Source organism: Acinetobacter sp. 161(2023), assembly GCF_037027805.1.
GTDB lineage: Bacteria > Pseudomonadota > Gammaproteobacteria > Pseudomonadales > Moraxellaceae > Acinetobacter.
The window spans coordinates 1-25,807 of the sequence record NZ_JAZEYD010000001.1 but is presented as its reverse complement, the minus strand read 5'-3'; the positions used below and the strand labels follow the sequence as shown (position 1 = coordinate 25,807).

The window sequence follows — 25,807 nt, the reverse complement described above, 5'->3', positions numbered from 1 at the left end:
TTAGTCAACTAAAATATCTCTATTTGATAATTTGATATGTTTTTTGATTATCGTATATGATGTATAAGCCAAGAGAAGTTTTCTCTTTGTCAGAGTAAAATACTCAAATTAGGCATTTATTTTAGAATTGAGACAAATTTTCTTTTTTTCTGTTATAAAAACTCAAAGATGATTCATTGTTAAAGGATACGAACAAGACACTATGGCAATTTCAAGTTTTGGCAAAATTTTAACCGTATTGGACCTATTTTCAGTTTCGCGTCCAATAATTAATGTCGATATTATTTGCGAAGAACTTGGCTTGTCTAAACCAACCAGCTACCGTTATCTCAAAGAACTAGTGTCTACCGATCTATTAAAACGCATTAATGGAACGTCTGGCGATTATACCTTAGGCTCAAAAATTGCAGTTCTTGACTATGTATCAAGAACAACAGACCCTCTGGTTCAAATCAGTACACCATTTATGCGAAATATTGTAGAGCGTACCGAACTGTGCTGCTTGCTCACCTATTTAAACGATGACTATTGCATCGACATTCATCATGAAATTTTCAAAGACACCGAATTACTTTCATACGGCCGAGGCTGCCCAAGACCGATTTACGTTGGATCATCTCCAAAAACAATGGTTTCCCATTTAAGTAAACAACGAATGCAGGACTACTATCATCGTTACCAGCAAGAATTAAAACAATCCGGTTTTGCTGAAGATGAACCGAGCTTTATTCAGCGTATGCGTAAAATTAAAAAACAAGGGTTCTATTTCTCACAAGGTGAGATTGATCCGAATGTTTCTGGCCTTGCTGTCCCTGTTCGTTTTTCGAACAAAGAAGTGCCTTTAGCTTTAACTTTGGTAGCTTCTAAAAATCGTTTTGATTTTTTAAATGTTGAAAAGCTCATCGAAATTTTGCAAGAAAATGCAGCACTTATTGAGCAACGTTTTATGGAGTTATCTGAAAAAGGTGAAATCTAAAACTCCGCCTTATGATAATTTAACCTTTTCTTACATTTTAATACATTGAATATCCCGCAATATTCTCATATTATGATTTTAGCTCCTATTGGTGATTCTTTTCATCAGCAGCTCATCAATAGAAGCATCCCCCTCAGAGGAATAAGCTCATGTTGCCATCATGGGCTTTTTTCTTGCCCAATTTTTATAAAAACTGAAACTGCCTAAAAGTAAGATTAATACGCGGCTGTAAAATCTTTGTTGAGCGATTTAAATGATGTTGCCAATGTTGTTGCGTCTCGCCACGCATTACGATGAGTTGACCTGGTTGTAGCCACAATTCGACTTTCTCTTTACTCTGAATGTGCCTAAAAGAAAATTTACGGGTAGCTCCAAAACTCAAAGATGCAATTGTTGTGGTTCTTGCCAAAGACACATCCGAATCACTATGCCAAGCCATGCCTTGCGTTCCATCTTCATAAAGATTTGCTAAACATGAGTTAAATTTTTCTGAAAGTCGCTGCTCTACCAATTGTTTTAGTTTGGCAAGTGCTTTGTCCCACGGCAAAGAATCACGTGCGACACCCGAATATTTATATTGGTAGTAATCATCTCCATACCATGCAACTTTTCGAGCTGTTATAAAGTGCTTGCCATACAACTTAGCCTCGTCATGTTTCCACGCGAGGTGTTGGTAAAGATAGTGAAAATATTGTTCAGCTTCTTCTGGACTTAAAATACAACCATAGTCCTGAACTTCACCATCATAGGGTAATAAATTCTCACAAGGCTCTGGAGAAAATAAATCCAAGGTCATGCGGTCTCTCCATGTTGCTTTGACATCTCCCAAGCCAACAATGCCAATTTACGCCCCTTTTGCCAATGATATTCTCCAACCATTCCAGTTGCACGAATCACTCGATGGCAAGGAATCAAATATGCAATCGGATTTTGTCCAATTGCTGTAGCAACCGCTCTGACTGCTTTAGGTTTGCCAATTTGCTCTGCAATATCTTGATAGGTTCGTAATTGACCTTCTGGAATAGTCAGTAACGCTTCCCAGACTTGTAATTGAAATGGGGTTCCACCCAAATTAATAGGGAGTTTCTGCTGTAAGTGTTGTGAAAAATCCTGTTCGAACCACTCTGCAACTTGTTGATGCCAAATTGGCGACTGATTTTTCAATTGAGCTTTTGGAAAATACTGCTTAATTAAATCTTCAATATTTTCACTCGACTCTATGAAACGAATCGAACATATACCCTTTTCACTACTTACAACTAACAACTCACCAAACGGGCTTGTCTCAACCGAATAATTAAGAATAACCCCTTCGCCTTGCTGTTTATATTCACCCGGCGTCATCCCTTCGAGCTGAATAAACAGATCATGTAAACGACCAGTACCCGACAAACCCGTGTTTAAAGCAGTTTCCAATAAGCTTCGCTTTTGCAGCAAATAATATTTAGCCTGCTGCAAACTCATATATTGGACAAATTTTTTCGGGCTAATACCCACCCATTCTTGAAACTGTCGTTGGATATAACCTGAACTTAAATTCATATGACTCGCAACATCGTCCAGACTGGGTTGCTGGTCTAGATGTTCATATAAATATTCAATTACATTGGCAATTACAGCAAATTGCCGAGAAGAAAGCATTTGCATGTGTCACCTCCTTAGCACTCATATCTTACATTAAAGTAGCTAAAGCCCCATGACGACCCGATTCTTGCACTTTCGAAAATAAAAAAGCCTTTCATTATAGAAAGGCTTAATCATTCAATCTGAGCTTAAGGTTGCTTTAAATAAGGCCAAGCTGCTTTTAGGTAAATAAACATTGACCATAAAGTCAGAATGACGGCGGTATATAACAACGCGTAAGCCAACATCTCCAAAGGCTGCCAATTGAGTAGAAACACACTAATGGCAATCATTTGAAAAGCTGTTTTATATTTGCCTACTGTCGATACAGCCACACTCGTTCTTGCGCCAAGTTCTGCCATCCACTCACGTAAAGCAGAAACTGTAATTTCCCGTGAAATAATGACAATTGCCGCAAAAGCCATTGATATGGTTGGATTCCACTGCACTAAAACAATAAGTGCTGCCGCCACCATGAGCTTATCTGCAACTGGATCTAAAAAACGGCCAAATGCTGAAGTTTGGTTTAAAGTTCGTGCCAAATAGCCATCAAACCAATCGGTAATAGCAGCCAACACAAAAATAGCCGTCAAGATAATATGACGACTCATATTTCCTGTTTGCTCACCAATACCCATTGCAGGCGGCCAATACACAATCACCAAAAATACAGGAATAAGCGCGATACGCGCCAACGTTAGGATATTTGGGATATTCAGGATTCGCCCTGTGGTCATAAACACCGCCAATTTAGTCTTCATGCATCTTGTAACAGACAAAAATACTTTCTTCAATATTGTATCTATCTGTAACAGCCACTTTATACGAAATATATGAATCGAGGAAGTGGACTGCTTAAGTAAATACCGTAACAGTTTGCCGTAAAATTGCAATTAAATGATCATTTTGGTCCCAAAGATGGGCATATTCTGTGGAATAACCTTCACCGGCATATTCAGTCACCACTTTATATTTAAACCAGTCACACAATTTATGTCGAAACGGATGGACATAGGTAATGTGCCAAGTTAAAGAACTTGCAGGAGCAACTTGTTTAAACATCGGCAATACACCAGGCGGCCAAATATCCATCAAAACAATTAAATCGGGCAATGTCATTTGACGATTTTCATGCTTCTCTGGAGAGAACCTCGACCATCCTCCAAAGTCAGGATACTGACTTCCTGTAACAGGATGATGACCTTCTGCCCAGCATACATCAAAATGTTGATAGCATTCTGGCATTTGTCTAGCAAAAGGAAGAGGCTGTAAGTCTTCTGGCTGTGCATATACTGGAACCATAGGTTCTTGGCGTACTTCAATATTCGACGCACGAGGCACACCAAAGCTTGCAACCAAAATGGTTTGTACCGCGCCATCTTGCCATAAACGGGTTTCAAGTGTAGTGACCGACTTTCCCTCTCTTAAAATTTCAATAGTCAATTGAGCAGGCCCCTGCTGTACAGGTCCCACAAAAGTGATACTACAACTTAATAATCTTTTATTAGGATCTTGAATATTGCAGCAGGCTTTTTGCATCAGCAGTCCCGCAACAAGACCGCCAAACACTGTCCGTCCTTGCAACCACCCTTCGGGTATTTCAATCCATTCCTTTTGTTTTATTTCTTCAAATAATTGCAGCAAAGACATTCCTTTCCCTAAAACGAAAGTAGTATTAAGCATGATCTTTCATCATTTTGACTGGAATGTGAATGGTCAATCCTCTAGTAATTGGCGAGTTATTTTGTCACTCCACCTTTAAAACGATGCTTATTCATGCAGAATTTTATAAATCGTTCTGGCCATCATCTCACCAAAACCGGGCACAAGCGTAAGCTCTTTTTCAGATGCTTTTAAAACACCTTGAATCCCACCAAAATGAGTTAATAAATCTCGACGGCGCTTTGGACCCAACCCCGGAATTGCTTCTAAAACCGATGTACTACGGCGTTTATCACGTTTAGCTCGGTGTTTAGTAATTGCGAAGCGATGGGCTTCATCACGCACCTGTTGAATCAAGTGCAATGCTTTATGATCTTCTGGTAACTGGATTTTCGTGCCATCTGTAAAATGCAGGGTTTCAAGACCCGGTTTACGCCCTTCGCCTTTAGATACACCCACCATAAAAGCGTCAAGTCCAAGCTCTTGCATGACATCCATTGCCATGTGAAGTTGCCCTTTCCCACCATCAATCAACAGCAAATCAGGCAATATGGCTTTTTTATAACGTCGTGTTAAGGCTTGGCGCATGGCAGCGTAATCATCACCACCAGTAATATCTTGAATGGCAAATTGGCGGTAGTCACGCTTACGAGCACCACCTTGGTCAAACACCACACACGACGCAATTGGGGCTTCGCCCATGGTGTGACTAATATCAAAACATTCGATACGATCGACAGGCCTTCCAATCACTTGCTCTAACTGATGGAAACGCTCATTGAGTTCTAAGTGGTTACTCAACTGCCCCTTAATGGCATGTTGAACATTCATTTCAGCTAGCTCTAGCCACTCGGCACGAGTTTCTCGCACACTACTCTTAATTTGGACTTTCTTACCAAACTGCTGTACCAACGCTTCTTCTAATTCTTTACGGTCAGGCAATGCAATATTCACGATAAGTTCATTTGGGACTTCATCGGCAACCTGAAAGTAAAAGTTTGCCATAAAGTCACTGAGCATTTGGCCAAGGTCATCACCGAGCATGTCTGGAAAATAACTTTTGCCACCTAACATTCGCCCATTGCGCACATACATAATCTGCACGCATGTCACGCCTGCTTGATATGCAATTGCCAGAATATCCGCCTCACCTTTAACCTTAAAAACAGCCTGTTGTGCTTGGACTTCACGAAGTAAAGACAATCGGTCCCGATAAAAAACAGCTTTTTCGAATTCAAGTTCAGCCGCTGCTTGTTCCATTTTTGCAATAAGCTCTTGATTTAACTCTTTGGTATCGCCTTGCAAAAAGCGAATACTGTTATTAACGTCTTCTTTATAATCTTCGGGTGAAATCAGACCTACACAAGGTGCGGAACAACGCTTGATCTGATATTGCAAACACGGACGCTTACGCTGTGCAAAGTAGCTATTTTCACACTGACGTACATTAAAAAGCTTTTGTAGAACGAGTAAAGTATCACGGGCACTATAGGCACTTGGATAAGGTCCAAAGAACTTACCAATTTGGTGCTTGCCTTTGCCACGACCGCTAGCAAGCCGAGGATAAGGCTTATCTGATGAAACAAAAATATAGACATACGACTTATCGTCCCGCAGCATGATGTTATAAGGCGGACGATGTTGTTTAATTAAATTTTGTTCTAAAAGTAATGCTTCGGTTTCTGAACGAGTGACTAAAGTTTCAATATCATAAATTCTGGCAACTAAGGCCTGAGTTTTAGGATGCTCAATTGTTTTAACAAAATAACTCGATACCCGATTCTTTAGGTTTTTTGCTTTGCCGACATATAACAATTCGCCCTCTTTCCCTAGCATTTTATAAACGCCTGGAAGTTGGGTCATATGGGCTAAAATTTTTTCAATATGTGGACGAGCGTTTTGATTCACTATCGGCAGACATGGCTTAATACTGAATACCTAATGTGATGTTTCCCCTCCTACTTTTCAAGTGCGTTACTGTGCCAGAAGCCAAATTTGGAAAGAGATTTTGACAGGCCCCGACAGACTATGTCGTACTCGCTTAAGAATCGAGACGATAGTAGCTATATTTCACGTCTTTTTCTTTATAGACCGCATAGGTTTTTTGGCGAAAATCTGAGAACCAACCATTCCCAGTGTATCCCGCAATATGACCATATGTGTGGCCACTTGTTCGCTCAATAATGTAGATATCGCCTTCTTGAGGGCGATTAAAAGCAGGTTTAATTTTCTTATAGCCGTTCTTCTCAAGCGTATGTCCCCAGTCAGATGCAGCGACTGGATGCTTAGATACATCGGCGCCTGCAGCTTCTAAAGCAATACGGATGTTCTTGGCACATTTCTCTTTACTATGCATGGCGGACATACTTTCAAGCTTATTTGAGAACTTATGCAAATTAATATTTTGATCTTTAGAATGATGTCTTTTCGCATCAGATTTTTTATGTTTTTCAGTCGTCGAAGCTGCTTTTCTTAACATCACTTTCATTTTTAAATCATCCTGAGAACTTTCTTCTTTTCTCACTTCGGTATGATGAACATGTGCATGAACTGCGTGATGAGCATGAGCCATTTTAAAACCTACTTCCGCTAACCAGTCTTCGAAAAAACCGCATCATTGTAGAATCAAAATCACTCATTGGATTTTAATAGTTGTAACAAATTTCCAGCACTGTGAAATGAGTCACACAATCAATTTATCGTTTTTATTTTATAAAAAAACGCCCTTACGGGCACTTTAATTTTTGTATAAATCTTGAGGCAAAGTCCTCACTTATAAAATCAGAATACTTAGCTGTAATTGATCAATCCCATCTATTTCAACACGATTGACCAAGCATCTGCATAAAGTTTCAGATTAATTTAAATTATTTAAATAAACCGTTCGCTCTGTCGTTTTTTGAATAAAGCACTGTGTATATTGCATCTCTTGGTTTTGCTTGCGCATGTCAGCAGTCCAATAATCCGATTGTTTTTGATAGGTTTCTAAATCTTTTTCAGCAATGTCATGAACACTTTTTTGTGCCAGCACCTTACACTCAACATCACGTTTTTTAAACCAATCCGATTGATCTTGTTTAAATTGAGTTTTTTTATCGGCACTCAATTTATCCCAAGTCTGATTTAAGCGTTCCACTTGCTTAGCTTTGTCGCTATCTAATTCTTTTTTACGAACATCCATGGCTTCCTGAGCCAAAGCAGTCTGCTCTTCATTATTTTGCTCAGACATTTGTTGATTTTCTTCAATACTTTCTTCAAGCGACTGATTTTCTTTCACATAAGCAGCATATTGCACAGCCTTGGTTGCAACAAAAACTAATCCTTCAATCACAGCGTTTTGACTTGGTAAGTCGAATACCAAACCCTCTTTATCTGTTTTTGTGATGTTATAGAAAAATTCACCTTTCAATTGGTCATTTTCAAGGGTCAAAGATGATTCATTATCTGAGAAATAGTCATTGAGCGTATCCGATTCTTTATTAGAATGGCGCAGTTGTTCAATATATGCTTTTTCCGCACGCTGTTGTAAACCTTTCGGCAGTGAAATGATCAATTGGCTTTGACAACTTAATTGTGTGTTTTTTTGGCTATCGTCTTCTAATGGTAAAGTACGAATATTTTTAATTTCAAACTTCAAACCTTGATTAATTTTATTAAGGATATCCGCATCAACCTGATATTCACTTTGTCTTAAACCACGTTCGATTTGTTTCAGATACTCTTTCTTCAATGAAGTTTGAATCTGATTTAAATTGTCAGGGTGCGTACAGCTCCAATCGGAAATTACCTCAACTTTGTCTGTTTTTGATTTTGGTTCTGGCTTAGATTTACCACACCCAGTCAATATTACTGCTGCACTGAAAGTAGTTATTACTAAAGCTTGTTTCATCACCGTATTCATTTATGTTCCACGCAAATTTTTAAATTTATTAAGTACAATAAAGGTATATATTTACCAACCCCATTATCATCCCAATAATTAATATAAAATTCACCTAAAATTTTAAATAAATACTACCTACGTTAATAATCATCTTTTTAAATGCGTAAAAATAAATCTAAAGTATTTAAATAATCACAATAGAAAACGCCCTTTCGGGCGTAATAAAGATTGATCAGTCCCATTCACTTCAACGCGATTGATCTTGTTTAAATAGAGTAAAGAATAATAAATAGTGCCATCTGCTTTTTCATACTTTACGTCTTGCTGCTGATATAGCTCTATCAAATATGTCTTGCAAAAAAACTTGAACAATCAAACCCTTGCTTATTTATATAAATAATTTTTTAAATTGTCCCAAAAACTAAGTTTTCTATCCACACACTGTGTTGCTCTTAAATCTTGTATCACAAGCTTTTTAGATCTTCTTGTAATACAGAAATCCCTATTGTAAGCTGTTTTTACTCCTCCCAACGTTATACTGTAAGGGGTATTTTCCTTTAAGGATTTAAAGCCATTAAAGTTCTTTCCATTAAGAACAACACAATTGTTTTTCGTTGGATAACTCTTGTCGAAAGAACTGTCATAACTCCAATAATCTTTACTATTTCTAGATAAATTTAATAAAACAATACTAAATACACCTTTTTGCTCCATATCATCAATATAAAAGCACGGCGTGTCATTTTTTATTTCTATATTTACTTCACTACCTCTATATGGATTCGAGGTTGCAAAAACATGAGTTGATAAAAGCAAAATAAGTAATCCTAAAATTTTCATAGACATACCCACTGCCGAAGATATTTTTAAAAAAAACCCTAAATAATTAGGGCTTTTTTTATTAATTACTTTCGGCAATCATCATCACCGAGTTCATCTTTAGTATACGCACTGTTGAGTTTTTTCGTCCAAGCAGTTTGTTTGGTATCAATCCAAGAGTAAACATCACTATAGGCGGCCTGAGCTTCTTGCGGGATATCTTTTTTATAATATAGAAGAAATTTGGTTGTCCAACAAAGTTTATTTAGTTGAGCTAAGGAAAGGCTTTCCTCAATTACATAATTTTTTCCAATCACCTTTTCAAGCTCTTGCAAAATACCCACTTTTCGAAGTGTAGTTACCAATAATGCTCTTGTAACCTTATTTGACTCAGTCGAAATAGCATTCTTATACACTGGTTGATCGATAATAAGCATATTAACCGCGCCACGACTCGCATTAATTATTGCTTCTCTATCCTTATCTACTTGTGTATTTGCACAGCCATTCATGAAAAGCATAAACAGAGGGGAACAGATAAATTTAATATAAGTTCTGTTTACCGACATTATTTGAATCTCTATTATATTGTCTGTTTTTTACATCGAAAGCCCTAATTGCTCAGGGCCTCATTTCATTTTTAAATTTAGTCACATGTAGATTTACCTGCCTCAATATGTTTGACTTCCACGTGGTTTTCTTTATCAATTACACAAACATCTGCATGATATATTTTGTTTGTTTCCAGAGTTATTTTATAGACAACATTTCTTTCTAAAACATTTACAGGAATTTTTATACATGTACTTTCATCTATAGGTAACATGCCGTTCTTATAGAGTTGTTCATAATTACTTGTAAATTCTTTTGAGTAATCAACTTTGCCAGTAGAAATTAAAATGCTATTTTCAAATCCATATTTAGTCTTTGGATTATCAGTGAAAACACATAAGTTATTTTGTTTGAGTATTACTTTTAAGTCCTTGCTTTGAGGATTACATCCGATTGTAGTTATGGCTAAAATGGACATGATAAGCAGCTGATAATATTTTGATTTCATATTTTAAGACCTTGGTAATAACGACTTATCATATGGGTTGAGGATGAAATCTCTCAAAATTCTTTCAACATGACCTAGAAGCTTCAGACTTTTTTGGTGATGTAATCTTGAAGGCCTCACATTTTGTAAATAGCAAGCATCAAACCAAAGTTCAATTAAGCGTCCTTGTTGTTCAAAATTGAATTCATTAAATTTCTTTCCAAAATCTCGTCCCGTGATATCTGTATCATAAGCTTTTAATTCATCTTCATCTGAATCAACTGAATTAACTAAAGAAGTATAGCCACCTTTACATAATTGTTTTAATCCATACCAAGCATTAGGGGTCCCTAGTTGATACTGCCAAACATGGACCATTTCATGTATGAACCAATGTCTATCTTCGCCTGGAGATCTACTAAAATCAGGATTCACATCATAGGATTTTTTAGGAAGCATGATTTCACCAGCAGGTGTCATCGCATTACCTGTCGCATTGTGAATATACCCTCCGATATGAATCCATACTTTTGAGTAATCAATAGCATCTTTAAAAACCAATTGGCACATTTTAATTTCGCCAGAAGTTAATTTTCTTTTAGTTTCAATTTTTATTTCAGTCGTTGGATGAGGTTGGTTATTTTTCAATTTAGTCAGCTTTGCTTTCGCATTTGCTACAATGATTTTAGCCGATTGCTTCACTGGATTTTTATCCATGTGTATGTTCCTCATAAATAATATTAATTGTGATCTCTTCGCTATTAGTATTTGTGATTAGTTCAGTGAAACCTTGTTTATCAGTTTTGCCATGTATCGTTTCACCATTTTTTACTATTTCATAACAAACACCTGTGAGTGGTGCATCTGTCAGTTGATCTTTTAATAAAAATCTATGCCCAAAATTTTCAATAGGTAGGAAGTTTTCAGCATTACTTTTTGAAGCTGTTGAATTACCCCCCCCATTATCCTGAACTACCAAACTTTGCTTTGGTAAAAGCTTGCAACCGCAAGACAAACTATCTCCAGCACGTGCTGCCAGTTTGCCTAAAATATTCATATGTGGGTCACCAGATACAATCGTTGCGGTAACTTTATGAGTTGGACATGTTGCTTTATCGCCAACACAAGAAATTGCAATACCGTCAACAAGGAACATACTGTTCCCTGAAATTACTTGCCCTCCACCAGTCGTCGGGCAGCCTATCGTTATATATGGAGTTGTCATTTTAAGTCTATTATTATCATGAAGTGGCGGGATTATAACAAAGAGCAAATAAAAACCCCAATTAGTCTCTTATTATATACAGTATTTAAAATTAATTAGAATTTCTAAACATTTTATAAAATCCTCCAAAAATATTAATAATAAAAAACAAACTACATTTATTTTAAATAAAATCATTTTTAATAATTGACGCTTTTCATTTTAACTATTATTATCTCGTTGCTGGCCTACATTGCCAGTCGGTTTTGACAGACCGTTGATCCACGGCGGGTTATAGTACAATCTATAAGTCGTTAGACCCTTGCGTCCCCTTTCTTTGCGGTAGGACGGATGGGGGACGCCCCGTGCGTGCTGGTTCCATGGATCCCAGTCTGTCAACCCCTTTCCGTTCTACCACCATAATCAATTGACGGTGACTTGGTGGTAGAGCTCCATAATTTTAAGGAGTTGACCATGACATTTTTCAAACTTATTTTCTCTCTTATTTAAATATTTTATTTATTTAAAATTTGGGATTTCTACGCCCTAAATTTTTTAATTTATAAATTACTTTTATTTTAAAATTTTAATTATTTTATTTTCCTGTACTTTTAGGAGGATTAATTTTTATTTAAAAAATTATTTTAAAACTCAAAGTCATTATATTTTTATTTTACTTACAGACATAAATAATCATGAGAATAATATGAAAATTTATAAACCTCTTTTGGCTTTAAGTTTCATACTAGGCAGCTACGGCGTTTCGGTTTACGACCTGCATACTCAGCAAGAGTTTGAAAAAATTTGCCTGTCAGGTGGGCATAGCGAGTCGAGTTGTGACTGTATTTACCAGCGACTTGAGCAAGTTTACTCCCCTAAACTCATGCAGCGTCTAGAACATGTCAGTTTGCAAAGTCCTGTTCTCCCACAGGACTTTGCCCCTACTTTTTTCAGCGTAATGCAACGTTGTGACAAAAGTAGTCTGGGCTAAGCGTTTGGCTTAGCTTCTTTATCTCTGTGCTGCAATGGTTTATCACTTTAAATCAGCGCAAAAAATTAAAGTCTGTTGTGGCACAGAGGCCTAGAAAGCAACATCCATAAAAAAACTACATCCGAAGATGTAGTTGAGTTCAATCACGCAGATTTTTTATTTCGAGCGCTTTAATTAAAATACGTATGGTCGAACAAAAATCAGGAAGAAAATCCCAAGCATGAGGAACCATTTCAAGAAGTAATATAACTTACGGTTTTTAGCTTTTAATGCTTTGGCTTTAATACGAATTTGGTAAATATAACCAAAAGCTTTATTTAAACCACCTGTTTGGTCACCTGTTTCATTTGGTGAGCTCGCAGCAGTCATGACATTACGGCCAAACCAGTGATTGAAACGCGCCATCCATTTCACTTTCACTGGACGCTCAACGTCTGCAAAGAAAATGATACGGTTTTGATCGGTCTTATTTTCAGCATAGTGAATATAAGTTTCATCAAACACAACGCTTTGACCGTCACGCCAAGAGTATCTTTCACCGTCTACATCAATAAAACAACGATCATCATTTGGCGTAATTAAACCTAAGTGATAACGCAGTGAACCTGCATATGGGTCACGGTGTCTGACCAAACGGCTGTCAGGAGCAAGCTCGGTAAACATTGCTGCTTTAATTGTCGGCAAGGTTTTAAGAAGAGCTGTGGTTTTCGGACAAAGCTCAGCAGCCGAAGGATGGCTCGACTCATACCATTTGAGGTAAAAACGTTTCCAACCTGTTTTAAAAAATGAGTTAAACCCTAAGTCATTATAGGTACTTGAAGCTTTAATCCCACCTTGGTCATATAAGGCTTTCGCTTCATCTCGAATCATTTCCCAATTTTCATCCAGCACTTTTAAATCTTTAAAATGCTGAGTGTCGATATAAGGCTGATTCGGTACCTTTGAAAAGATGTACATTAAAAAGTTAATCGGTGCGAGCAAGGTCGAATGGTCAAAAAATTGACGATAGAACGAGTGACGCACTTTGCCGCGATATTGGATATACAAAGCCGAAATCACAAAAATCGCTAATATGACCCACTTAATCATATTGCTACTCTTTCAAAAGTTTAGGACAACCTTACCTTAATTCTCGAAGGTAATAGTAGCCAGAAGATGAATAAATTGGCGCAAATTTTAACAAAATTGACTTATAAAAAGCGAATGCAAAAAAAATTAAACTGTCGATTTAGGTGTATTAGCTTACTAAGGCTATAAAATATAAATTATTTTTATAATCACAAATAACTCAAGTTTTGTGAAATCATAACCCTTTTTTTTAAATACAATTACTAAGCAATTGACTTTTTTGACAAGCAATCCATTCTCTATAAATGCCATTTTTTATATAGAAAATTAATGGTTCAAGTCTTTTATAAATAAAAACTTGAATTAAAACAAAAACCTTTATCACCTCCCTATCTATATGATTTTCTTTATGCATTTAAGAGGCATGAATTCAATAGCAAATAAGATGACCCTTGCGTCACGGCTTGATACAACTTGTCAGGTTTTTTTTAGATATAGTTATCGTAAGATTAGCGAAGCATAAATGTGTACCAAAGCTGTGCACACGCTTCATAACATCAACTTAGAAGTCCTCCAAAACCAAGGAGATCAGGCATGATCCACGCTGGCAATGCCATTACCGTCCAAATGCTTTCGGACGGAATTGCAGAATTCCGCTTTGACTTACAAGGTGAGTCGGTCAATAAATTTAACCGTGCAACAATTGAAGATTTCCAAGCTGCTATTGCTGCGGTAAAAGCAAATAACGATATTAAAGGCTTAGTTGTTACGTCTGGCAAATCAACATTTATTGTTGGGGCAGACATTACCGAATTTGGTGAAAACTTCGCTCAAGGCGAAAAAGCGATTGTTGACTGGCTTATGCCTGTTCACGAAATCTTCAATAGCTTTGAAGATTTAGAAATTCCAAAAGTTGTTGCTATTAACGGTATGGCGTTAGGTGGCGGTTTTGAAATGTGCTTAGTGTGTGACTATCGTGTGATGTCAGAAGCTGCACAGGTTGGCTTACCAGAAATTAAACTTGGTATTTACCCAGGTTTTGGCGGTAGCGTACGTTTAAGCCGTGTTATCGGTATCGACAACGCGGTTGAATGGATGGCGATGGCTGCTCCTAAAAAACCGGCTGCTGCACTAAAAGATGGTGCTGTAGATGCGGTTGTAGCTGCTGATAAATTACTTGAAGCTGCAACGGACTTGGTTAAGCAAGCAATTTCTGGTCGTTTGAATTGGAAAGCAAAACGTCAAGAAAAACTTGATGCTGTAAAATTGAACCCACTTGAACAAATGATGGCGTTCAACACAGCAAAAGGCGCTGTACTTGCTAAAGCAAATCCTGCTCAGTACCCTGCTCCAAAATTATTACTTGACTCATTACAAGCAGGTGCAAGCCTTGCACGTGACGAAGCATTAAAAGCTGAAGCTGAAGGTTTTGCGAAAGCAGCAATTACTCCACAAGCTGGTGCATTGATTGGTTTATTCCTCAATGACCAAGTTGTTAAGAAAACTGCTAAAAAACATGAAAAAGGTGCTCACCCTGTAAACCAAGCAGCCGTACTTGGCGCTGGTATTATGGGTGGTGGTATTGCTTACCAAGCGGCAAGCAAAGGCACACCAATCATCATGAAAGATATTGGTAACCCACAACTTGCACTAGGTATGTCAGAAGCGAACAGCTTGTTAACTAAACAAGTTGAACGTAAGAAAATGAAACCTGCACAAATGGGTGAAACGCTTGCACGTATCCGTCCTACTTTAAGCTACGATGAGTTTAAAGAAGTCGACATCGTGATCGAAGCGGTTACAGAAAATCCAAAAGTAAAAGAAATCGTTCTTGCAGACACTGAAAAGCATGTTCGTGAAAACACGATTATTGCGTCTAACACGTCTACAATTTCAATTACGCGTTTAGCAAAAGCATTACAACGTCCCGAAAACTTTGTAGGTATGCACTTCTTCAATCCAGTTCACATGATGCCGCTTGTAGAAGTCATTCGTGGTGAAAAGACTTCTGAAGAAGCGATTGCAACTACTGTTGTTCTTGCTCAAAAAATGGGTAAAACACCAATCGTTGTAAACGACTGCCCAGGATTCTTGGTTAACCGTGTATTGTTCCCTTACTTTGGTGCGTTTGACCTTCTTGTGAAAGACGGCGCAGACTTCCAGCAAGTTGACAATGTAATGTCTAAGTTTGGCTGGCCAATGGGTCCTGCTTACCTCATCGACGTTGTTGGTATCGACACTGGTGTTCACGGTGCAGAAGTCATGGCTGAAGGTTTCCCAGACCGCATGAAGCCAGACTACAAAGGTTCAATCCAAGCAATGTACGAAGCAAAACGTCTTGGTCAAAAGAATGACGTTGGTTTTTACAAATACGAACTCGATAAGAAAGGCAAGAAAGCAAAAACTGTTGATCCAACAGCGTATGAAATCATTGCTCCTTTCGTAACGGGTGAAAAACGCGAGTTTGATAACCAAGAAATCATTGACCGCATGATGCTTGCTTTCTGTAACGAAACAGTTCGTTGCTTAGAAGACAACATCGTTGCAACTGCTGCTGAAGCAGACATGGCAATGATTATGGGTGTAGGTTTCCCTCCATTCCGTGGTGGTCCATGTCGTTATATCGACCAGACAGGTGTTGCTGAATATGTTGCGCTTTGCAACAAATATGCACACTTAGGTAAGGCTTATGAAGCGCCACAAATGTTGCGTGACATGGCTACTAACAACAAAAAATTCTACGGTTAAGGAGCAACGTGAATGGCTACTTTAAATCCACGTGACGTTGTCATCGTTGATGGCGTACGTTCAGCAATGGGTAAAACCAAAAACGGTATGTTCCGCAATGTACGTGCTGACAGCTTATCTGCTGAATTAGTTCGTGCACTCGTTGCTCGTAACCAATTTGACACCAATGAAGTTGAAGATCTGATCTGGGGCTGTGTAAATCAGACTTTAGAACAAGGTATGAACATTGGTCGTAACATCGGCTTATTGGCTGACTTACCAAAAACTGTAGCAGGTCAAACTGTTAACCGTCTTTGTGGTTCTTCTATGCAAGCACTTCATACTGCTGCTGCACAGATTGCAACTAACCAAGGTGACATCTTCATTATTGGTGGTGTAGAGCACATGGGCCACGTAGGTATGATGCATGGCATCGACCTAAACCCTGAAGCGTCTAAACACTACGCTAAAGCATCTAACATGATGGGCTTAACTGCTGAAATGTTAGGTCGCATGAATGGCATTAGCCGTGAAGAGCAAGACGCTTTTGGTGTTGAATCTCACCGCCGTGCTTGGGCTGCAACTCAAGAAGGTCGTTTCAAGAACGAAATCGTTGGTGTTGAAGGTCACGATGCAAATGGTTTTAAAATCCTTTGCGACATCGATGAAGTGATTCGTCCAGATGCAAACCTTGAATCGTTCAAAGCATTACGTCCTGTATTTGACCCGAAAGGCGGTACGGTAACTGCTGCTACATCTTCAGCTTTGTCTGACGGTGCTTCTGCAATGTTGCTTATGTCTGCTGAGCGCGCACAAGCGTTAGGTTTAAAACCACGTGCTGTGATTCGTTCTATGGCTGTTGCAGGTTGTGATGCTGCAATCATGGGTTATGGTCCAGTTCCAGCAACTCAAAAAGCGCTTAAACGTGCTGGTTTAACAATGGCTGATATTCAAACTATCGAGTTAAACGAAGCATTTGCTGCTCAAGGCTTATCAGTAATGAAAGGCTTAGGCGTTTATGACAAGCAAGACATCATTAACTTAAATGGTGGTGCGATTGCTTTGGGTCACCCACTAGGCTGTTCTGGTGCACGTATCACCACTACGTTGTTGAACGTAATGGAACAACAAGATACTCAAATCGGTCTTGCGACGATGTGTATCGGCCTTGGTCAAGGTATTGCAACGATTATCGAACGTGTTTAATTAACACCAAGATAAAAAATCCCCGCTCAATGCGGGGATTTTTTTAATGGCCTTGAAGACCATCTTTAATTTGCTGCTGTAAATTTATGAGGTCATTAATATTTACTTTCATCGTTCCATCACGATAACTACCAGCATTATTTCGGTTAATGTTCAAAGGCTTTAACATTTCAAAAAGGCCATTGGTCGGGTCAGAAGATTGGATTCCACCCACTACCGCTAAAATGTATTGTTGTAAGAATGGAGAAAATTTAGACAAATCAGGTTGTGCCATAACTGGCTGATAATCTACTGTAGTCATGCCTTCAGGGACTAAAGCATTTTGTATATTATTATGGATTTTATACTCATGGTGTTGTAGTGCTTGGCGTACCTTTTTATCTTCTTGAAACGGCACAAAGCCCACCTCTTCACGTAGCTCAGATTCAGCCATAACGCGAATAGTTGGTAAAGTCGTTACCTCTTCTGCCTGAACAGTTGGTAAACCTATAAAAGCAATTGCAGCGATTAAAGCTGATTGTTTTAAAAAGTTCATAACTTGCTCCAAAAATCAGTCACCTTATTTCAATTAAAAGATGATGATTAAATTAAAAGTATCTATAAATAGGCTACAACAAAGTCGAATTTGATTCAGTAATGCTCAGATAAACGGTAAATATAATTAAATTTTTTAATGTAATAGTACGGTTTTTTATTTCTTAAAAACTGCATCCTATTAAGAAAATTAAAATACTAAACGATGCTGGCATGACCCTAAAAGATATCCAAGTTTTATTGCCATGTTTTGATTTAGATGAAAAGGTATTTACGCTCTGCCCTATTGTTCAAGAAAAGCTACAAACAGAACTTATGCATGTATCTGAGCAGTTAAACAAACTACAGCGCTCGCATCACTTATTAAAATCCTTTTTAGATCATGATACAGTGAAAGCAACGACCTAGGAAAAATGGTATGAAACGAATATTAACAACGTCTTTTTCAGTTGCGCTAACAGCTTTAACTTTAACAGGCTGCGCAACTAAAACCCTGATCAACAAAGATAATAAAACCTATACACGTACCACCAAAGTTACCTTGGTTGAAGACAATGTAGTTGCCTTTGGCCGTCCCGCACAAGCAATTGTTAATTTACCGAAAGATAGCATTGTGATTGCAGGGCAAAAGAACAGTTATATCCTGACCCAAGGTGGCACTCAGTTTCTAACCTTGATTAGCAAGCTTAATCCTAAAAATATTCAAATCACCCGAGATCTTAATTTCTATTCTGAAAAGAATGATGGACATTTCTCCGGCACATTGCCGCTTTCCTATGTGAAACTAAGAGAAGATTTAAGCAAAAAAGACCTAGAGTTTTTTATTGAAAATGGCGCAAAAGAATGTTCAACCTCAAGTGATCAACATATGCAGGCTCAACGCTTCTGTTTCGACATTAAACTGGCAGGTGTGGTTTACCCAGTAGCAAACAATCTCACCTCATTACAAGCGTTAAGTAAACCTTACCAAGTTACGATTTATACCAATAAAGAAGAGAAGTATAAATCGAACTATGGGATGAATCCTTTGGAAAAGCTTGTATTGCTACCCTTTGCTGTGGCATTCGACGTAGTAAGCTTGCCTTTTCAGGCTGCAAACAAAATTTTTGACTAACATTCTCTTTTCTAAATAAAAGCAATGACTCATCAGTTGAATCATTGCTTGACTCAACTAGAATTCTTCATCCAAAACTTCAGTATTATTTTTCTTAATTTTTTCAATTTTAGCATTTAACTTTAAAACCTCTTGATAAAGCCCGTTAAATTTTTTGACCTGAGCATTTTCATGAAAAAGAATCATTTGGTCTTTCTTTTGCCATGAATAGTTTTTTAGAAGTTTAAACATTTCTTCTGCATCATCTAAAATCTTTAGTTCAATCCTAAAAATTGCATGATCTTGATCAACTTTTTGCTGACTCCCCAATTTCATTTCAAGCAGTTGCCGCATCTCTGCATCAATAGATAATTCCTGAACTTTCGCTAAGAACGTTTCATGGATTTTCTCATATTCAGTTTGGTACTTATCTGAAGCTATATGAACATCAGCTAACATCTTTTCTGTTTCGATATACTTTTGTTTTTTATCAAGGTCTAAACGATCAACATTTAAAAAAGTATCCCATTTTGCTGCTTTTAGTTCTCTTAAATATTCATTACGGGCATTTACGTTTTGCACCCAATAACTTAAAAGGAACTCTGAGACTTGCTTATAGTGCCCTGCAAGCCGTTTATCATGAATATCAAGTTGTACAGGTTTAGTCCAATCCTGAGCTTGTTCATAAAGCTCACTCATTTTTTCATTCATCACGACATCAAACATTTGACTACTGTCTTTAGCCTGTTGCTGCTTAATATATTGATAGCTCAAAAAAATAATACTCGTGATAACAACCAGACTTGCAATTGCAATCAAAACTCGGCGCATACACACCTCCTATTTCCCTTCTTATAGTTTTGCTCTTTAATAGTTATGAAATAGAGCTTATGTCTTCTTTATATGCCATTTATTTCACAATACGCAACACTCTATTCGCTATTCAAAGCTTTAAATCCTTGCCCATCATCCCTATTATGATGGGTAATTAAAATTTATGAGATTCTCCTATGCGTGTTGATGTCTGGTCTGATGTAGTTTGCCCTTTCTGTTATATCGGCAAAAAACGCCTTGAACATGTAGCTGCTGAAGCAGGTATTGAGCTTGAAATTCACTGGCATAGTTTTGAATTAGATCCTGATGCGCCAGCAAAACATGACACATCAAATACAGAACGTTTGGCTAAAAAATATGGCCGTACCTATGAAGAGATGGAAGAAATGGAGCGCAATATTGCGGCCATGGCTGCTTCTGAAGGTATTGATTTCCAATGGCAAAAGGCGAACTCAGGCAATAGCTTTAATGCTCACCGTATTATTCACCTTGCGCAAAGCAAAGGCTTAGGCAACCAAGCAAAAGAAGCTTTTTTCCATGCTTATATGACCGAAGGTCTGGCAATTGGTGAACGTGAAGTTGTAGAAGAAATTGCTTCTCGTATTGGCCTTGATAATGCCGAAGTTGAATTTGTATTAGATACAAATGAGCTATCTGACTTTGTTCGTCATGACGAAAAGATTGCTCAAGAGCAGTTAAATGTTACTGGTGTGCCATTTTTTGTATTTGATCAAAGAATTGCACTCGCAGGCGCTCAACCACGTGACGTCTTTTTGAAAGTCTTAGAGCAAGCACAGCTTAAAACAAATGCTGAAGCAGTTGAGCAGGATGATGCAGCAGTTTGTAATGATGAATCATGTGATATTCCACAGAAATAAATCAACACAATTGAAAGTGTGATTAAATCGTATGTTTTATCGCCATTTCAGCAATGGAGCGTTCTAAAAAAAGAACTATCTAATTGTTTAAAATCAGTTTATGATTGCTGCTTAGAATATTCGCGCTGTAATGTTCTGTTTTTTATGTGTTTAATGATCGGAATTTGAAGTTTCTTTGATCTATCATCCCCCTTAATTGGGGGATTTTTTTGGCTAAAAATTCTCGCTACTAGCTTAAACTTTTTAATTTATTTCAAATATGTAAGAAAAGTTAAATTTACTTAACTTTTGTGTCGTCCTCTTGATTTTATTAGAAAAATCAACAAAAGTGACAATAACAACAAAACATAAAGATAGTTATGAAAACATTTCACATAATGCCTTATCAGCAGCTTTTTGTACTTTTAACACTTGGATTCGGTTCGGTGTGCATCGCTCATGCAGAAACCACCTCATCCTCTCGAAACCAGCAAGTGAAAGGTTTGTCTTCTGGAGTCCAAACCGAAGTTACAACAGATGAGAATCTGTTAGATCAGATTCCACGTTGGGTAGATGCGACCCCAACTATTTTTCCAGAGCAGTCTAGTCAACCTATTGTTCCCCCTACTGAACAAACAGAAGATCAAACTTGGGTTGACCGTAAACAAAAGAGCATTCGTAATTGGGCCGATCGTACTTCTGAAAAAATTGATAACTGGTTTGGTGAAGTCGATCCACAAAAACCTGCTACAGCAACTATCCGCGTAATGGTGGATAATTATTGGAATGAATACGATAACTTTGAAATTAAGCCCAGAATTCGCGGTAAAATCAAACTTCCTACGCTAGAAAAGCGTTTAAGCGTAGTCTTTGGTGATGACTCTCTCGATAACGAATTTAATAATAGTATCGCCAATATCAACCAGAACCCAAATCAAAATTCAAATAAGAAGTTAGATGGTAAACAAACTCGAGATGACAACAGCTCCATCGCTTTACGTTGGTCAAATTTCTCGAAAAAATTGCCTTTTGAAACAGATGCTGACTTGGGTATTCGTTCTGGAGACGATATTTATGCCCGTTTAAAAGCATCTAGAAATTGGCAATTGCGTAATGATTTTAAGTTTTATGCAGAAGAAATTTATCGTTATGGAATACATAGTGAAAATTATTTACGTACTAACTTGGAACTCACCCATGCTCGTCCCAATCAACCCATCTTATCAAATCAGTTCAGCTTAACTTATGCCGATGATCAAGATGATGATTTAACTTGGGAAAATCGTCTTTTCCGTGAACATAGTTTCTTTGCAAATAACCGGTTTAACTATGGAATATACACAGGTGGTTACTACAACAATAAGGACTTACGTTTAAACAGCTGGGGGCCTTTTGTTTCATGGCGCCAGCCAGTCTTACGTGAATGGTTCTTTGTACAAGGGGATGTGAATTATTTTAATGACCATCGTGAAGATCGTAACCATTTTGTCAGCACATTCTTGCGTTTAGAAGCACTTTTCTAATCGCTATAAACCACCTTGGAGACCTTCTTCAAGGTGGTGAATAATAAAATACTTTTAAATAAAAATTTAAGCTTTTTCCCTTACAATACTGAACTAACTTTTGATTCCTGATTTTCAGAAAAATGAATCAATTCTCTTCTTCATATGAATATAAATCTACTGCCTTACTTTGTATTTATAGTTTAGGTATGCTGGTTTTAATCCCGTATACGCAGCTTTTCTCGACTTATTTAAAACATCAACGCTCCACAAGGCGATCTCCACATTCGTCTACCCTATTCGTCAAAACAAAAAGAGTCTCTCTACCATTTTCACGTTCACTATGTGAGGTAGAAACAAATAATGATTCAGATGCCACACTTATTCAGGACCTTATGGCGGTGTTTGGCAATGATACATTGTGGAGCCGAGCTACCCAGCACAAGCATCCTTATAAAACCTTGGGCAAGAAAAAGAAGAAAGATTCAACATCTCATATTTCTGTAAGCAATCCACTCACTGCAAGTTGGGATACTATTTCAACTTGGATGCCTTTCGAAAATAATCTTGATTTAGGCTCGAACTCAGAAAGTGATGTTTACGTACAATTTCTTGCAAAGAAAAAGTGGAACTTAAGACATAACTTTAGTTTGGATACAGAACAGGTATTTCGTTATGGTTCGACCAGCCGAAACTACACCGAAACGACATTAAACTTAACGCAGAAAATGCAAGACAACACTCTTTTCGCCAATAAATTTAATGTGAATAAGAGCGAAAATGAAGATTACAACTGGGGTAATTGGACATTTCAACAATTTGAGTTTGTAAAAGATAATAGTCTGACTTACGGTATTTACGGTGGTGGCGTATATACCAAAAATGACATTCGGCTAAATAGTTGGGGTCCCTATATTTCATGGCGTCAACCTATATGGCGAGATTGGGTTTTCATGCAAAATGATCTCAATTTTTTTAACCATATTGATGATGATCCGAAACATCAATTCAGTGTTCAAATGAATCTCGAAGCTAATTTTTAGCCAGAAATCAGCAAATTGTGGATAACTCTTTCTTTATCCACAAAAAAAGCCCCTGAAGATTCAGAGGCTTTTTTTTACGCTGAATTATTTTAGCAATAAGCTATTAATACGTTTTACATAAGCTGCGGGGTCTTCTGGCAAACCACCTTCGGCAATCACGGCCTGATCAAAAATCACATTTGCCAAGTCATCAAACTGCTCTGAACCTTCAAGTTTCTTCACCAATGGATGTTCAGGGTTAATTTCTAAAATTGGTTTGATTTCAGGAACTTCTTGCCCAGCTTGTTTCAACATACGAATAAGTTGAGGTGATAACTCACCTTCACTTGTCACTAAACATGCAGGAGAATCAACTAAACGCGTCGTTACACGTACTTCTTTAGTTTTAGCTTTCAATGAGTCACTTAGCTTATCAACAACAGGTTTGAACTGTTCAGCGGCTTGCTCAAGTGCCTTTTTCTCTTCAGCATCTTGCAAGTCACCTAAATCGACTGCGCCTTTAGAGACATTCTTTAATGGCGTACCTTCAAACTCTTGAACAAAGTTCATTGCCCATTCGTCAACACGCTCTGCCATTAATAATACTTCAATACCTTTTTTCTTGAACAACTCAAGCTGCGGCGAGTTTTTCGCTGCTGCTAAACTGTCAGCAGTCACATAATAGATGGCTTTTTGGCCCTCTTTCATACGTGCCTTATAGTCAGCAAAAGAAGTGGTCACTTCATCATTTGTTGAAGTCGCATAACGTAATAATTTTAAAATACGTTCACGGTTGCCAAAGTCTTCACCCAAGCCTTCTTTAATGACTGAGCCAAACTCACTATAGAAGGTCTTGAATTTTTCTTGGTCTTGTTCATCTTCCGATTTAGCCAAACCATCAAGCACAGTTAATACACGGCGTGCATTACCTTCACGAATCGTTTTGACATCACGACTTTCTTGTAGCAACTCACGACTTACATTAAGCGGTAAGTCAGCACTATCCACCACACCTTGAACAAAACGTAAATAATTTGGAATTAAATTATCCGCATCGTCCATAATGAACACGCGTTTTACATAGAGCTTAATGCCCGCTTTTGCTTCACGAGTAAAAATGTCATGTGGTGCTTTACTTGGAATATAAAGTAATTGCGTATATTCAGTACTACCTTCAACTCGGTTATGCGCCCAAGCCAATGGCGCTTCAAAGTCGTGAGTTAAATTTTTGTAGAACTCAATGTACTGCTCTTCAGTCACTTCACTCTTGTTACGTGTCCATAACGCACTTGCCGAGTTGATCGCTTCCCACTCGCCAGTTTTGACCATTTGACCGCCTTTAGACTCTTCGCCTTCAGCCGCCTCTTCCTCTTGCCAAACTTCTTTTTGCATTTCAATTGGCAAGCTAATGTGGTCAGAGTATTTATTAACGATCTGCTTAACTTTATAAGATTCTAAATAATCAAGCGCGTCATCACGCAAGTAAAGAATGATGTCTGTACCACGTGAAGCCTTATCAATTTGCTGAACTTCAAACTCACCTGTACCACCACTAATCCAACGCACCCCTTCAGATGCATCTAGACCTGCACGGCGTGATTCCACTGTAATTTTATCGGCAACAATAAAACCTGAGTAAAAACCAACACCAAATTGACCAATCAACTGAGCATCTGCTTTTTGATCACCAGTCAATTTTGACATGAAATCTTTAGTCCCCGATTTTGCAATGGTACCCAAGTTATCAATCGCTTCTTGCTGGTTTAGACCAATACCGTTATCAGAAATCGTTAAAGTTTTATCTTCTTTATTTAAAATGACTCGTACATGTAAATCTGGATCATTTTCATAATATTCAGGATGATTAATTCCTTCAAAGCGCAACTTATCACATGCATCTGATGCATTAGAGATAAGCTCGCGTAAGAAAATCTCAGGGTTAGAATAGAGAGAATGCGTCACTAAATGTAAAAGCTGTGCAACTTCCGCTTGGAAACTATAATTTTGTGATGCTTGTTCACTCATAAATCACTCCTTAAATTTTGAAGTCTGTTTGTTCTCGAATGCTTTATGAATGGAGTACTTCTAGAATTTTTCAATCCTGAATATTAAAAATTTTTACTCTAATTAAAATGGACCGTGGCTTAACACTCTATCTTGCAATATTGCATCTAGCTGCTGTTGTCGTTGTTGATAAGCTTTACTAATACAACTTACACCAGCCGCACAAGCATTTCTTTTTTTCAGCCATTGGTGCTGAGCATCTTTTTGGTTGTCTCGCCCGCCCATTGGTAAAGCATGCAGAACTATTTGATATGTTGTCGCCATTTTCACATCAGCATCATTTAAAGAGCGGTTTTTACAAATAGTCTTTTCCGTTTTAGTTTTTGCAGCATCACACGAGAAACTTGCAGCTTGTAAATTTTGTGTGAATGCGATACCACTAAAAAGTGCTAAACAAAGCGCTAATTTTTTGTTCATGATTTTCTTTCCATGTTTTGTAATGAATAGAATTTCGTTTAGAAAAAAAATTGCATAAGATATGTTTAAAACTGTCTGTTTTATGCTTTTTTTAGTGCAAATAAAGTCCATAAAAAAACCTCACATAAATTATATGTGAGGTGCCTGAGTCTAGGTTTATTATTATATTGTTCTATTTATTATTATGCTTAAAATTTATAGCTATAACCTAAAGTGTAAACAAACGGATTAATATCTAGATCAAATTTATAATTAGCAACTGATGGATCAATTGTTACTTCAGGAC

At 37.6% G+C, this 25,807-nt stretch carries 26 protein-coding genes and 2 pseudogenes; 9 read left to right on the top strand and 19 right to left on the bottom strand.

What is annotated here, in order from left to right:
* Positions 1–202: 202 nt before the first annotated feature.
* Positions 203–976: an IclR family transcriptional regulator gene (locus tag WA249_RS00140; protein ID WP_016139450.1), complete on the top strand. Its 774-nt coding sequence runs from the start codon at positions 203–205 to the stop codon at positions 974–976.
* A 184-nt stretch (positions 977–1,160) separates the two neighbouring features.
* Here WA249_RS00140 and WA249_RS00135 read toward each other — a convergent pair whose 3' ends face one another.
* The 13 genes from WA249_RS00135 to WA249_RS00075 all read right to left on the bottom strand — a co-directional run bounded on the left by WA249_RS00135 (position 1,161) and on the right by WA249_RS00075 (position 11,227).
* On the bottom strand, positions 1,161–1,772 hold the full coding sequence (locus WA249_RS00135; protein ID WP_336165829.1) for an alpha-ketoglutarate-dependent dioxygenase AlkB family protein: 612 nt from the start codon (positions 1,770–1,772) through the stop codon (positions 1,161–1,163).
* Positions 1,769–2,623, bottom strand: coding sequence for a methylated-DNA--[protein]-cysteine S-methyltransferase (locus WA249_RS00130; protein WP_336165827.1), 855 nt, complete (start codon positions 2,621–2,623; stop codon positions 1,769–1,771). Before WA249_RS00130 ends, WA249_RS00135 begins: the two co-directional genes overlap by 4 nt.
* A 125-nt stretch (positions 2,624–2,748) precedes the next feature.
* Positions 2,749–3,336 carry a CDP-diacylglycerol--glycerol-3-phosphate 3-phosphatidyltransferase gene (pgsA, locus tag WA249_RS00125; RefSeq protein ID WP_336165825.1) on the bottom strand — a complete coding sequence of 196 codons (588 nt, stop codon included), beginning with the start codon at positions 3,334–3,336 and terminating at the stop codon, positions 2,749–2,751.
* 118 nt (positions 3,337–3,454) lie between these two features.
* On the bottom strand, positions 3,455–4,249 hold the full coding sequence (locus WA249_RS00120) for a thioesterase family protein (RefSeq protein ID WP_336166120.1): 795 nt from the start codon (positions 4,247–4,249) through the stop codon (positions 3,455–3,457).
* Between the two features lie 120 nt (positions 4,250–4,369).
* Positions 4,370–6,169, bottom strand: coding sequence for an excinuclease ABC subunit UvrC (gene uvrC, locus WA249_RS00115; protein WP_336165824.1), 1,800 nt, complete (start codon positions 6,167–6,169; stop codon positions 4,370–4,372).
* Positions 6,170–6,302: 133 nt separating this feature from the next.
* Positions 6,303–6,833, bottom strand: a complete 531-nt coding sequence (locus WA249_RS00110; protein WP_336165823.1) for a CHAP domain-containing protein — start codon at positions 6,831–6,833, stop codon at positions 6,303–6,305.
* Positions 6,834–7,118: 285 nt separating this feature from the next.
* Positions 7,119–8,162: a lysozyme inhibitor LprI family protein gene (locus tag WA249_RS00105; RefSeq protein WP_336165822.1), complete on the bottom strand. Its 1,044-nt coding sequence runs from the start codon at positions 8,160–8,162 to the stop codon at positions 7,119–7,121.
* Positions 8,159–8,263, bottom strand: a complete 105-nt coding sequence (locus WA249_RS00100) for a hypothetical protein (RefSeq protein ID WP_336166119.1) — start codon at positions 8,261–8,263, stop codon at positions 8,159–8,161. The genes WA249_RS00105 and WA249_RS00100 overlap by 4 nt, the downstream gene beginning before the upstream one ends.
* 265 nt (positions 8,264–8,528) lie before the next feature.
* Positions 8,529–9,062 carry an NF045616 family extracytoplasmic (lipo)protein gene (locus WA249_RS00095; protein WP_336165821.1) on the bottom strand — a complete coding sequence of 178 codons (534 nt, stop codon included), beginning with the start codon at positions 9,060–9,062 and terminating at the stop codon, positions 8,529–8,531.
* Positions 9,050–9,532 (bottom strand): hypothetical protein, encoded by a 483-nt coding sequence (locus tag WA249_RS00090; protein WP_336165820.1) that lies wholly within the window; start codon positions 9,530–9,532, stop codon positions 9,050–9,052. The genes WA249_RS00095 and WA249_RS00090 overlap by 13 nt, the downstream gene beginning before the upstream one ends.
* A 77-nt stretch (positions 9,533–9,609) precedes the next feature.
* On the bottom strand, positions 9,610–10,023 hold the full coding sequence (locus tag WA249_RS00085; RefSeq protein ID WP_336165818.1) for an NF045616 family extracytoplasmic (lipo)protein: 414 nt from the start codon (positions 10,021–10,023) through the stop codon (positions 9,610–9,612).
* Between the two features lie 3 nt (positions 10,024–10,026).
* Complete coding sequence (locus tag WA249_RS00080) at positions 10,027–10,719, bottom strand: zinc protease (RefSeq protein ID WP_336165816.1); 693 nt, start codon at positions 10,717–10,719, stop codon at positions 10,027–10,029.
* On the bottom strand, positions 10,712–11,227 hold the full coding sequence (locus tag WA249_RS00075; RefSeq protein WP_336165814.1) for a PAAR domain-containing protein: 516 nt from the start codon (positions 11,225–11,227) through the stop codon (positions 10,712–10,714). Before WA249_RS00075 ends, WA249_RS00080 begins: the two co-directional genes overlap by 8 nt.
* 685 nt (positions 11,228–11,912) lie before the next feature.
* Between WA249_RS00075 and WA249_RS00070 the strand changes: the two genes are divergently transcribed.
* Positions 11,913–12,197, top strand: a complete 285-nt coding sequence (locus tag WA249_RS00070) for a hypothetical protein (protein ID WP_336165813.1) — start codon at positions 11,913–11,915, stop codon at positions 12,195–12,197.
* Positions 12,198–12,371: 174 nt separating this feature from the next.
* On the opposite strand, the gene lpxO is transcribed toward WA249_RS00070, so the two are convergent.
* The gene (gene lpxO / locus WA249_RS00065) at positions 12,372–13,286 is read right to left on the bottom strand and encodes a lipid A hydroxylase LpxO (RefSeq protein ID WP_336165811.1); all 915 of its coding nucleotides are present in this window, start codon (positions 13,284–13,286) and stop codon (positions 12,372–12,374) included.
* Positions 13,287–13,859: 573 nt separating this feature from the next.
* On the opposite strand from lpxO, the gene fadB reads away from it, so the two are divergent.
* A complete protein-coding gene (gene fadB, locus WA249_RS00060; protein ID WP_336165809.1) occupies positions 13,860–16,013 on the top strand; it encodes a fatty acid oxidation complex subunit alpha FadB in 2,154 nt (717 codons plus the stop codon).
* Positions 16,014–16,025: 12 nt separating this feature from the next.
* Positions 16,026–17,198, top strand: a complete 1,173-nt coding sequence (fadA, locus tag WA249_RS00055; RefSeq protein WP_004640802.1) for an acetyl-CoA C-acyltransferase FadA — start codon at positions 16,026–16,028, stop codon at positions 17,196–17,198.
* Between the two features lie 43 nt (positions 17,199–17,241).
* Here the strand turns inward: fadA and WA249_RS00050 are convergent, their stop codons facing one another.
* Positions 17,242–17,733: a hypothetical protein gene (locus WA249_RS00050; protein ID WP_336165807.1), complete on the bottom strand. Its 492-nt coding sequence runs from the start codon at positions 17,731–17,733 to the stop codon at positions 17,242–17,244.
* Between the two features lie 179 nt (positions 17,734–17,912).
* Between WA249_RS00050 and WA249_RS00045 the strand changes: the two are divergent.
* Both WA249_RS00045 and WA249_RS00040 read left to right on the top strand, forming a co-directional pair.
* A pseudogene (locus WA249_RS00045) lies at positions 17,913–18,140 on the top strand (MerR family transcriptional regulator); the annotation flags it as partial.
* A gap of 10 nt (positions 18,141–18,150) precedes the next feature.
* Positions 18,151–18,846, top strand: coding sequence for a hypothetical protein (locus WA249_RS00040; RefSeq protein ID WP_336165805.1), 696 nt, complete (start codon positions 18,151–18,153; stop codon positions 18,844–18,846).
* 57 nt (positions 18,847–18,903) lie between these two features.
* On the opposite strand, the gene WA249_RS00035 is transcribed toward WA249_RS00040, so the two are convergent.
* Complete coding sequence (locus WA249_RS00035) at positions 18,904–19,656, bottom strand: hypothetical protein (protein ID WP_336165803.1); 753 nt, start codon at positions 19,654–19,656, stop codon at positions 18,904–18,906.
* Between the two features lie 179 nt (positions 19,657–19,835).
* On the opposite strand from WA249_RS00035, the gene WA249_RS00030 reads away from it, so the two are divergent.
* The 3 genes from WA249_RS00030 to WA249_RS00020 all read left to right on the top strand — a co-directional run bounded on the left by WA249_RS00030 (position 19,836) and on the right by WA249_RS00020 (position 23,061).
* On the top strand, positions 19,836–20,537 hold the full coding sequence (locus WA249_RS00030) for a DsbA family oxidoreductase (protein ID WP_336165802.1): 702 nt from the start codon (positions 19,836–19,838) through the stop codon (positions 20,535–20,537).
* Positions 20,538–20,896: 359 nt separating this feature from the next.
* Positions 20,897–22,039, top strand: a complete 1,143-nt coding sequence (locus tag WA249_RS00025) for a hypothetical protein (RefSeq protein ID WP_336165801.1) — start codon at positions 20,897–20,899, stop codon at positions 22,037–22,039.
* 122 nt (positions 22,040–22,161) lie between these two features.
* Positions 22,162–23,061, top strand: a complete 900-nt coding sequence (locus WA249_RS00020) for a selenocysteine synthase (RefSeq protein ID WP_336165800.1) — start codon at positions 22,162–22,164, stop codon at positions 23,059–23,061.
* 84 nt (positions 23,062–23,145) lie between these two features.
* On the opposite strand, the gene htpG is transcribed toward WA249_RS00020, so the two are convergent.
* The 3 genes and pseudogenes from htpG to WA249_RS00005 all read right to left on the bottom strand — a co-directional run.
* The gene (gene htpG / locus WA249_RS00015) at positions 23,146–25,065 is read right to left on the bottom strand and encodes a molecular chaperone HtpG (protein WP_336165799.1); all 1,920 of its coding nucleotides are present in this window, start codon (positions 25,063–25,065) and stop codon (positions 23,146–23,148) included.
* Between the two features lie 102 nt (positions 25,066–25,167).
* The gene (locus WA249_RS00010) at positions 25,168–25,521 is read right to left on the bottom strand and encodes a lysozyme inhibitor LprI family protein (RefSeq protein ID WP_336165797.1); all 354 of its coding nucleotides are present in this window, start codon (positions 25,519–25,521) and stop codon (positions 25,168–25,170) included.
* Positions 25,522–25,709: 188 nt separating this feature from the next.
* Positions 25,710–25,807 (bottom strand): annotated as a pseudogene (locus WA249_RS00005) (OmpW family protein); the annotation flags it as partial.

Excerpts from the sequence above, each read along its gene's own strand:
- WA249_RS00020 (WP_336165800.1), top strand. The coding sequence starts at position 22,162 with ATGAATCAATTCTCTTCTTCATATGAATATAAATCTACTGCCTTACTT.
- WA249_RS00040 (WP_336165805.1), top strand. The coding sequence starts at position 18,151 with ATGAAACGAATATTAACAACGTCTTTTTCAGTTGCGCTAACAGCTTTA.
- WA249_RS00085 (WP_336165818.1), bottom strand. The coding sequence starts at position 10,023 with ATGAAATCAAAATATTATCAGCTGCTTATCATGTCCATTTTAGCCATA.
- WA249_RS00130 (WP_336165827.1), bottom strand. The coding sequence starts at position 2,623 with ATGCAAATGCTTTCTTCTCGGCAATTTGCTGTAATTGCCAATGTAATT.
- htpG (WP_336165799.1), bottom strand. The coding sequence starts at position 25,065 with ATGAGTGAACAAGCATCACAAAATTATAGTTTCCAAGCGGAAGTTGCA.
- fadA (WP_004640802.1), top strand. The coding sequence starts at position 16,026 with ATGGCTACTTTAAATCCACGTGACGTTGTCATCGTTGATGGCGTACGT.
- WA249_RS00120 (WP_336166120.1), bottom strand. The coding sequence starts at position 4,249 with ATGTCTTTGCTGCAATTATTTGAAGAAATAAAACAAAAGGAATGGATT.
- WA249_RS00075 (WP_336165814.1), bottom strand. The coding sequence starts at position 11,227 with ATGACAACTCCATATATAACGATAGGCTGCCCGACGACTGGTGGAGGG.
- WA249_RS00080 (WP_336165816.1), bottom strand. The coding sequence starts at position 10,719 with ATGGATAAAAATCCAGTGAAGCAATCGGCTAAAATCATTGTAGCAAAT.
- WA249_RS00035 (WP_336165803.1), bottom strand. The coding sequence starts at position 19,656 with ATGCGCCGAGTTTTGATTGCAATTGCAAGTCTGGTTGTTATCACGAGT.
- WA249_RS00010 (WP_336165797.1), bottom strand. The coding sequence starts at position 25,521 with ATGAACAAAAAATTAGCGCTTTGTTTAGCACTTTTTAGTGGTATCGCA.
- WA249_RS00090 (WP_336165820.1), bottom strand. The coding sequence starts at position 9,532 with ATGTCGGTAAACAGAACTTATATTAAATTTATCTGTTCCCCTCTGTTT.
- WA249_RS00025 (WP_336165801.1), top strand. The coding sequence starts at position 20,897 with ATGAAAACATTTCACATAATGCCTTATCAGCAGCTTTTTGTACTTTTA.
- WA249_RS00140 (WP_016139450.1), top strand. The coding sequence starts at position 203 with ATGGCAATTTCAAGTTTTGGCAAAATTTTAACCGTATTGGACCTATTT.
- fadB (WP_336165809.1), top strand. The coding sequence starts at position 13,860 with ATGATCCACGCTGGCAATGCCATTACCGTCCAAATGCTTTCGGACGGA.
- WA249_RS00110 (WP_336165823.1), bottom strand. The coding sequence starts at position 6,833 with ATGGCTCATGCTCATCACGCAGTTCATGCACATGTTCATCATACCGAA.
- WA249_RS00050 (WP_336165807.1), bottom strand. The coding sequence starts at position 17,733 with ATGAACTTTTTAAAACAATCAGCTTTAATCGCTGCAATTGCTTTTATA.
- pgsA (WP_336165825.1), bottom strand. The coding sequence starts at position 3,336 with ATGACCACAGGGCGAATCCTGAATATCCCAAATATCCTAACGTTGGCG.
- WA249_RS00135 (WP_336165829.1), bottom strand. The coding sequence starts at position 1,772 with ATGACCTTGGATTTATTTTCTCCAGAGCCTTGTGAGAATTTATTACCC.
- WA249_RS00030 (WP_336165802.1), top strand. The coding sequence starts at position 19,836 with ATGCGTGTTGATGTCTGGTCTGATGTAGTTTGCCCTTTCTGTTATATC.
- WA249_RS00105 (WP_336165822.1), bottom strand. The coding sequence starts at position 8,162 with ATGAATACGGTGATGAAACAAGCTTTAGTAATAACTACTTTCAGTGCA.
- lpxO (WP_336165811.1), bottom strand. The coding sequence starts at position 13,286 with ATGATTAAGTGGGTCATATTAGCGATTTTTGTGATTTCGGCTTTGTAT.
- WA249_RS00070 (WP_336165813.1), top strand. The coding sequence starts at position 11,913 with ATGAAAATTTATAAACCTCTTTTGGCTTTAAGTTTCATACTAGGCAGC.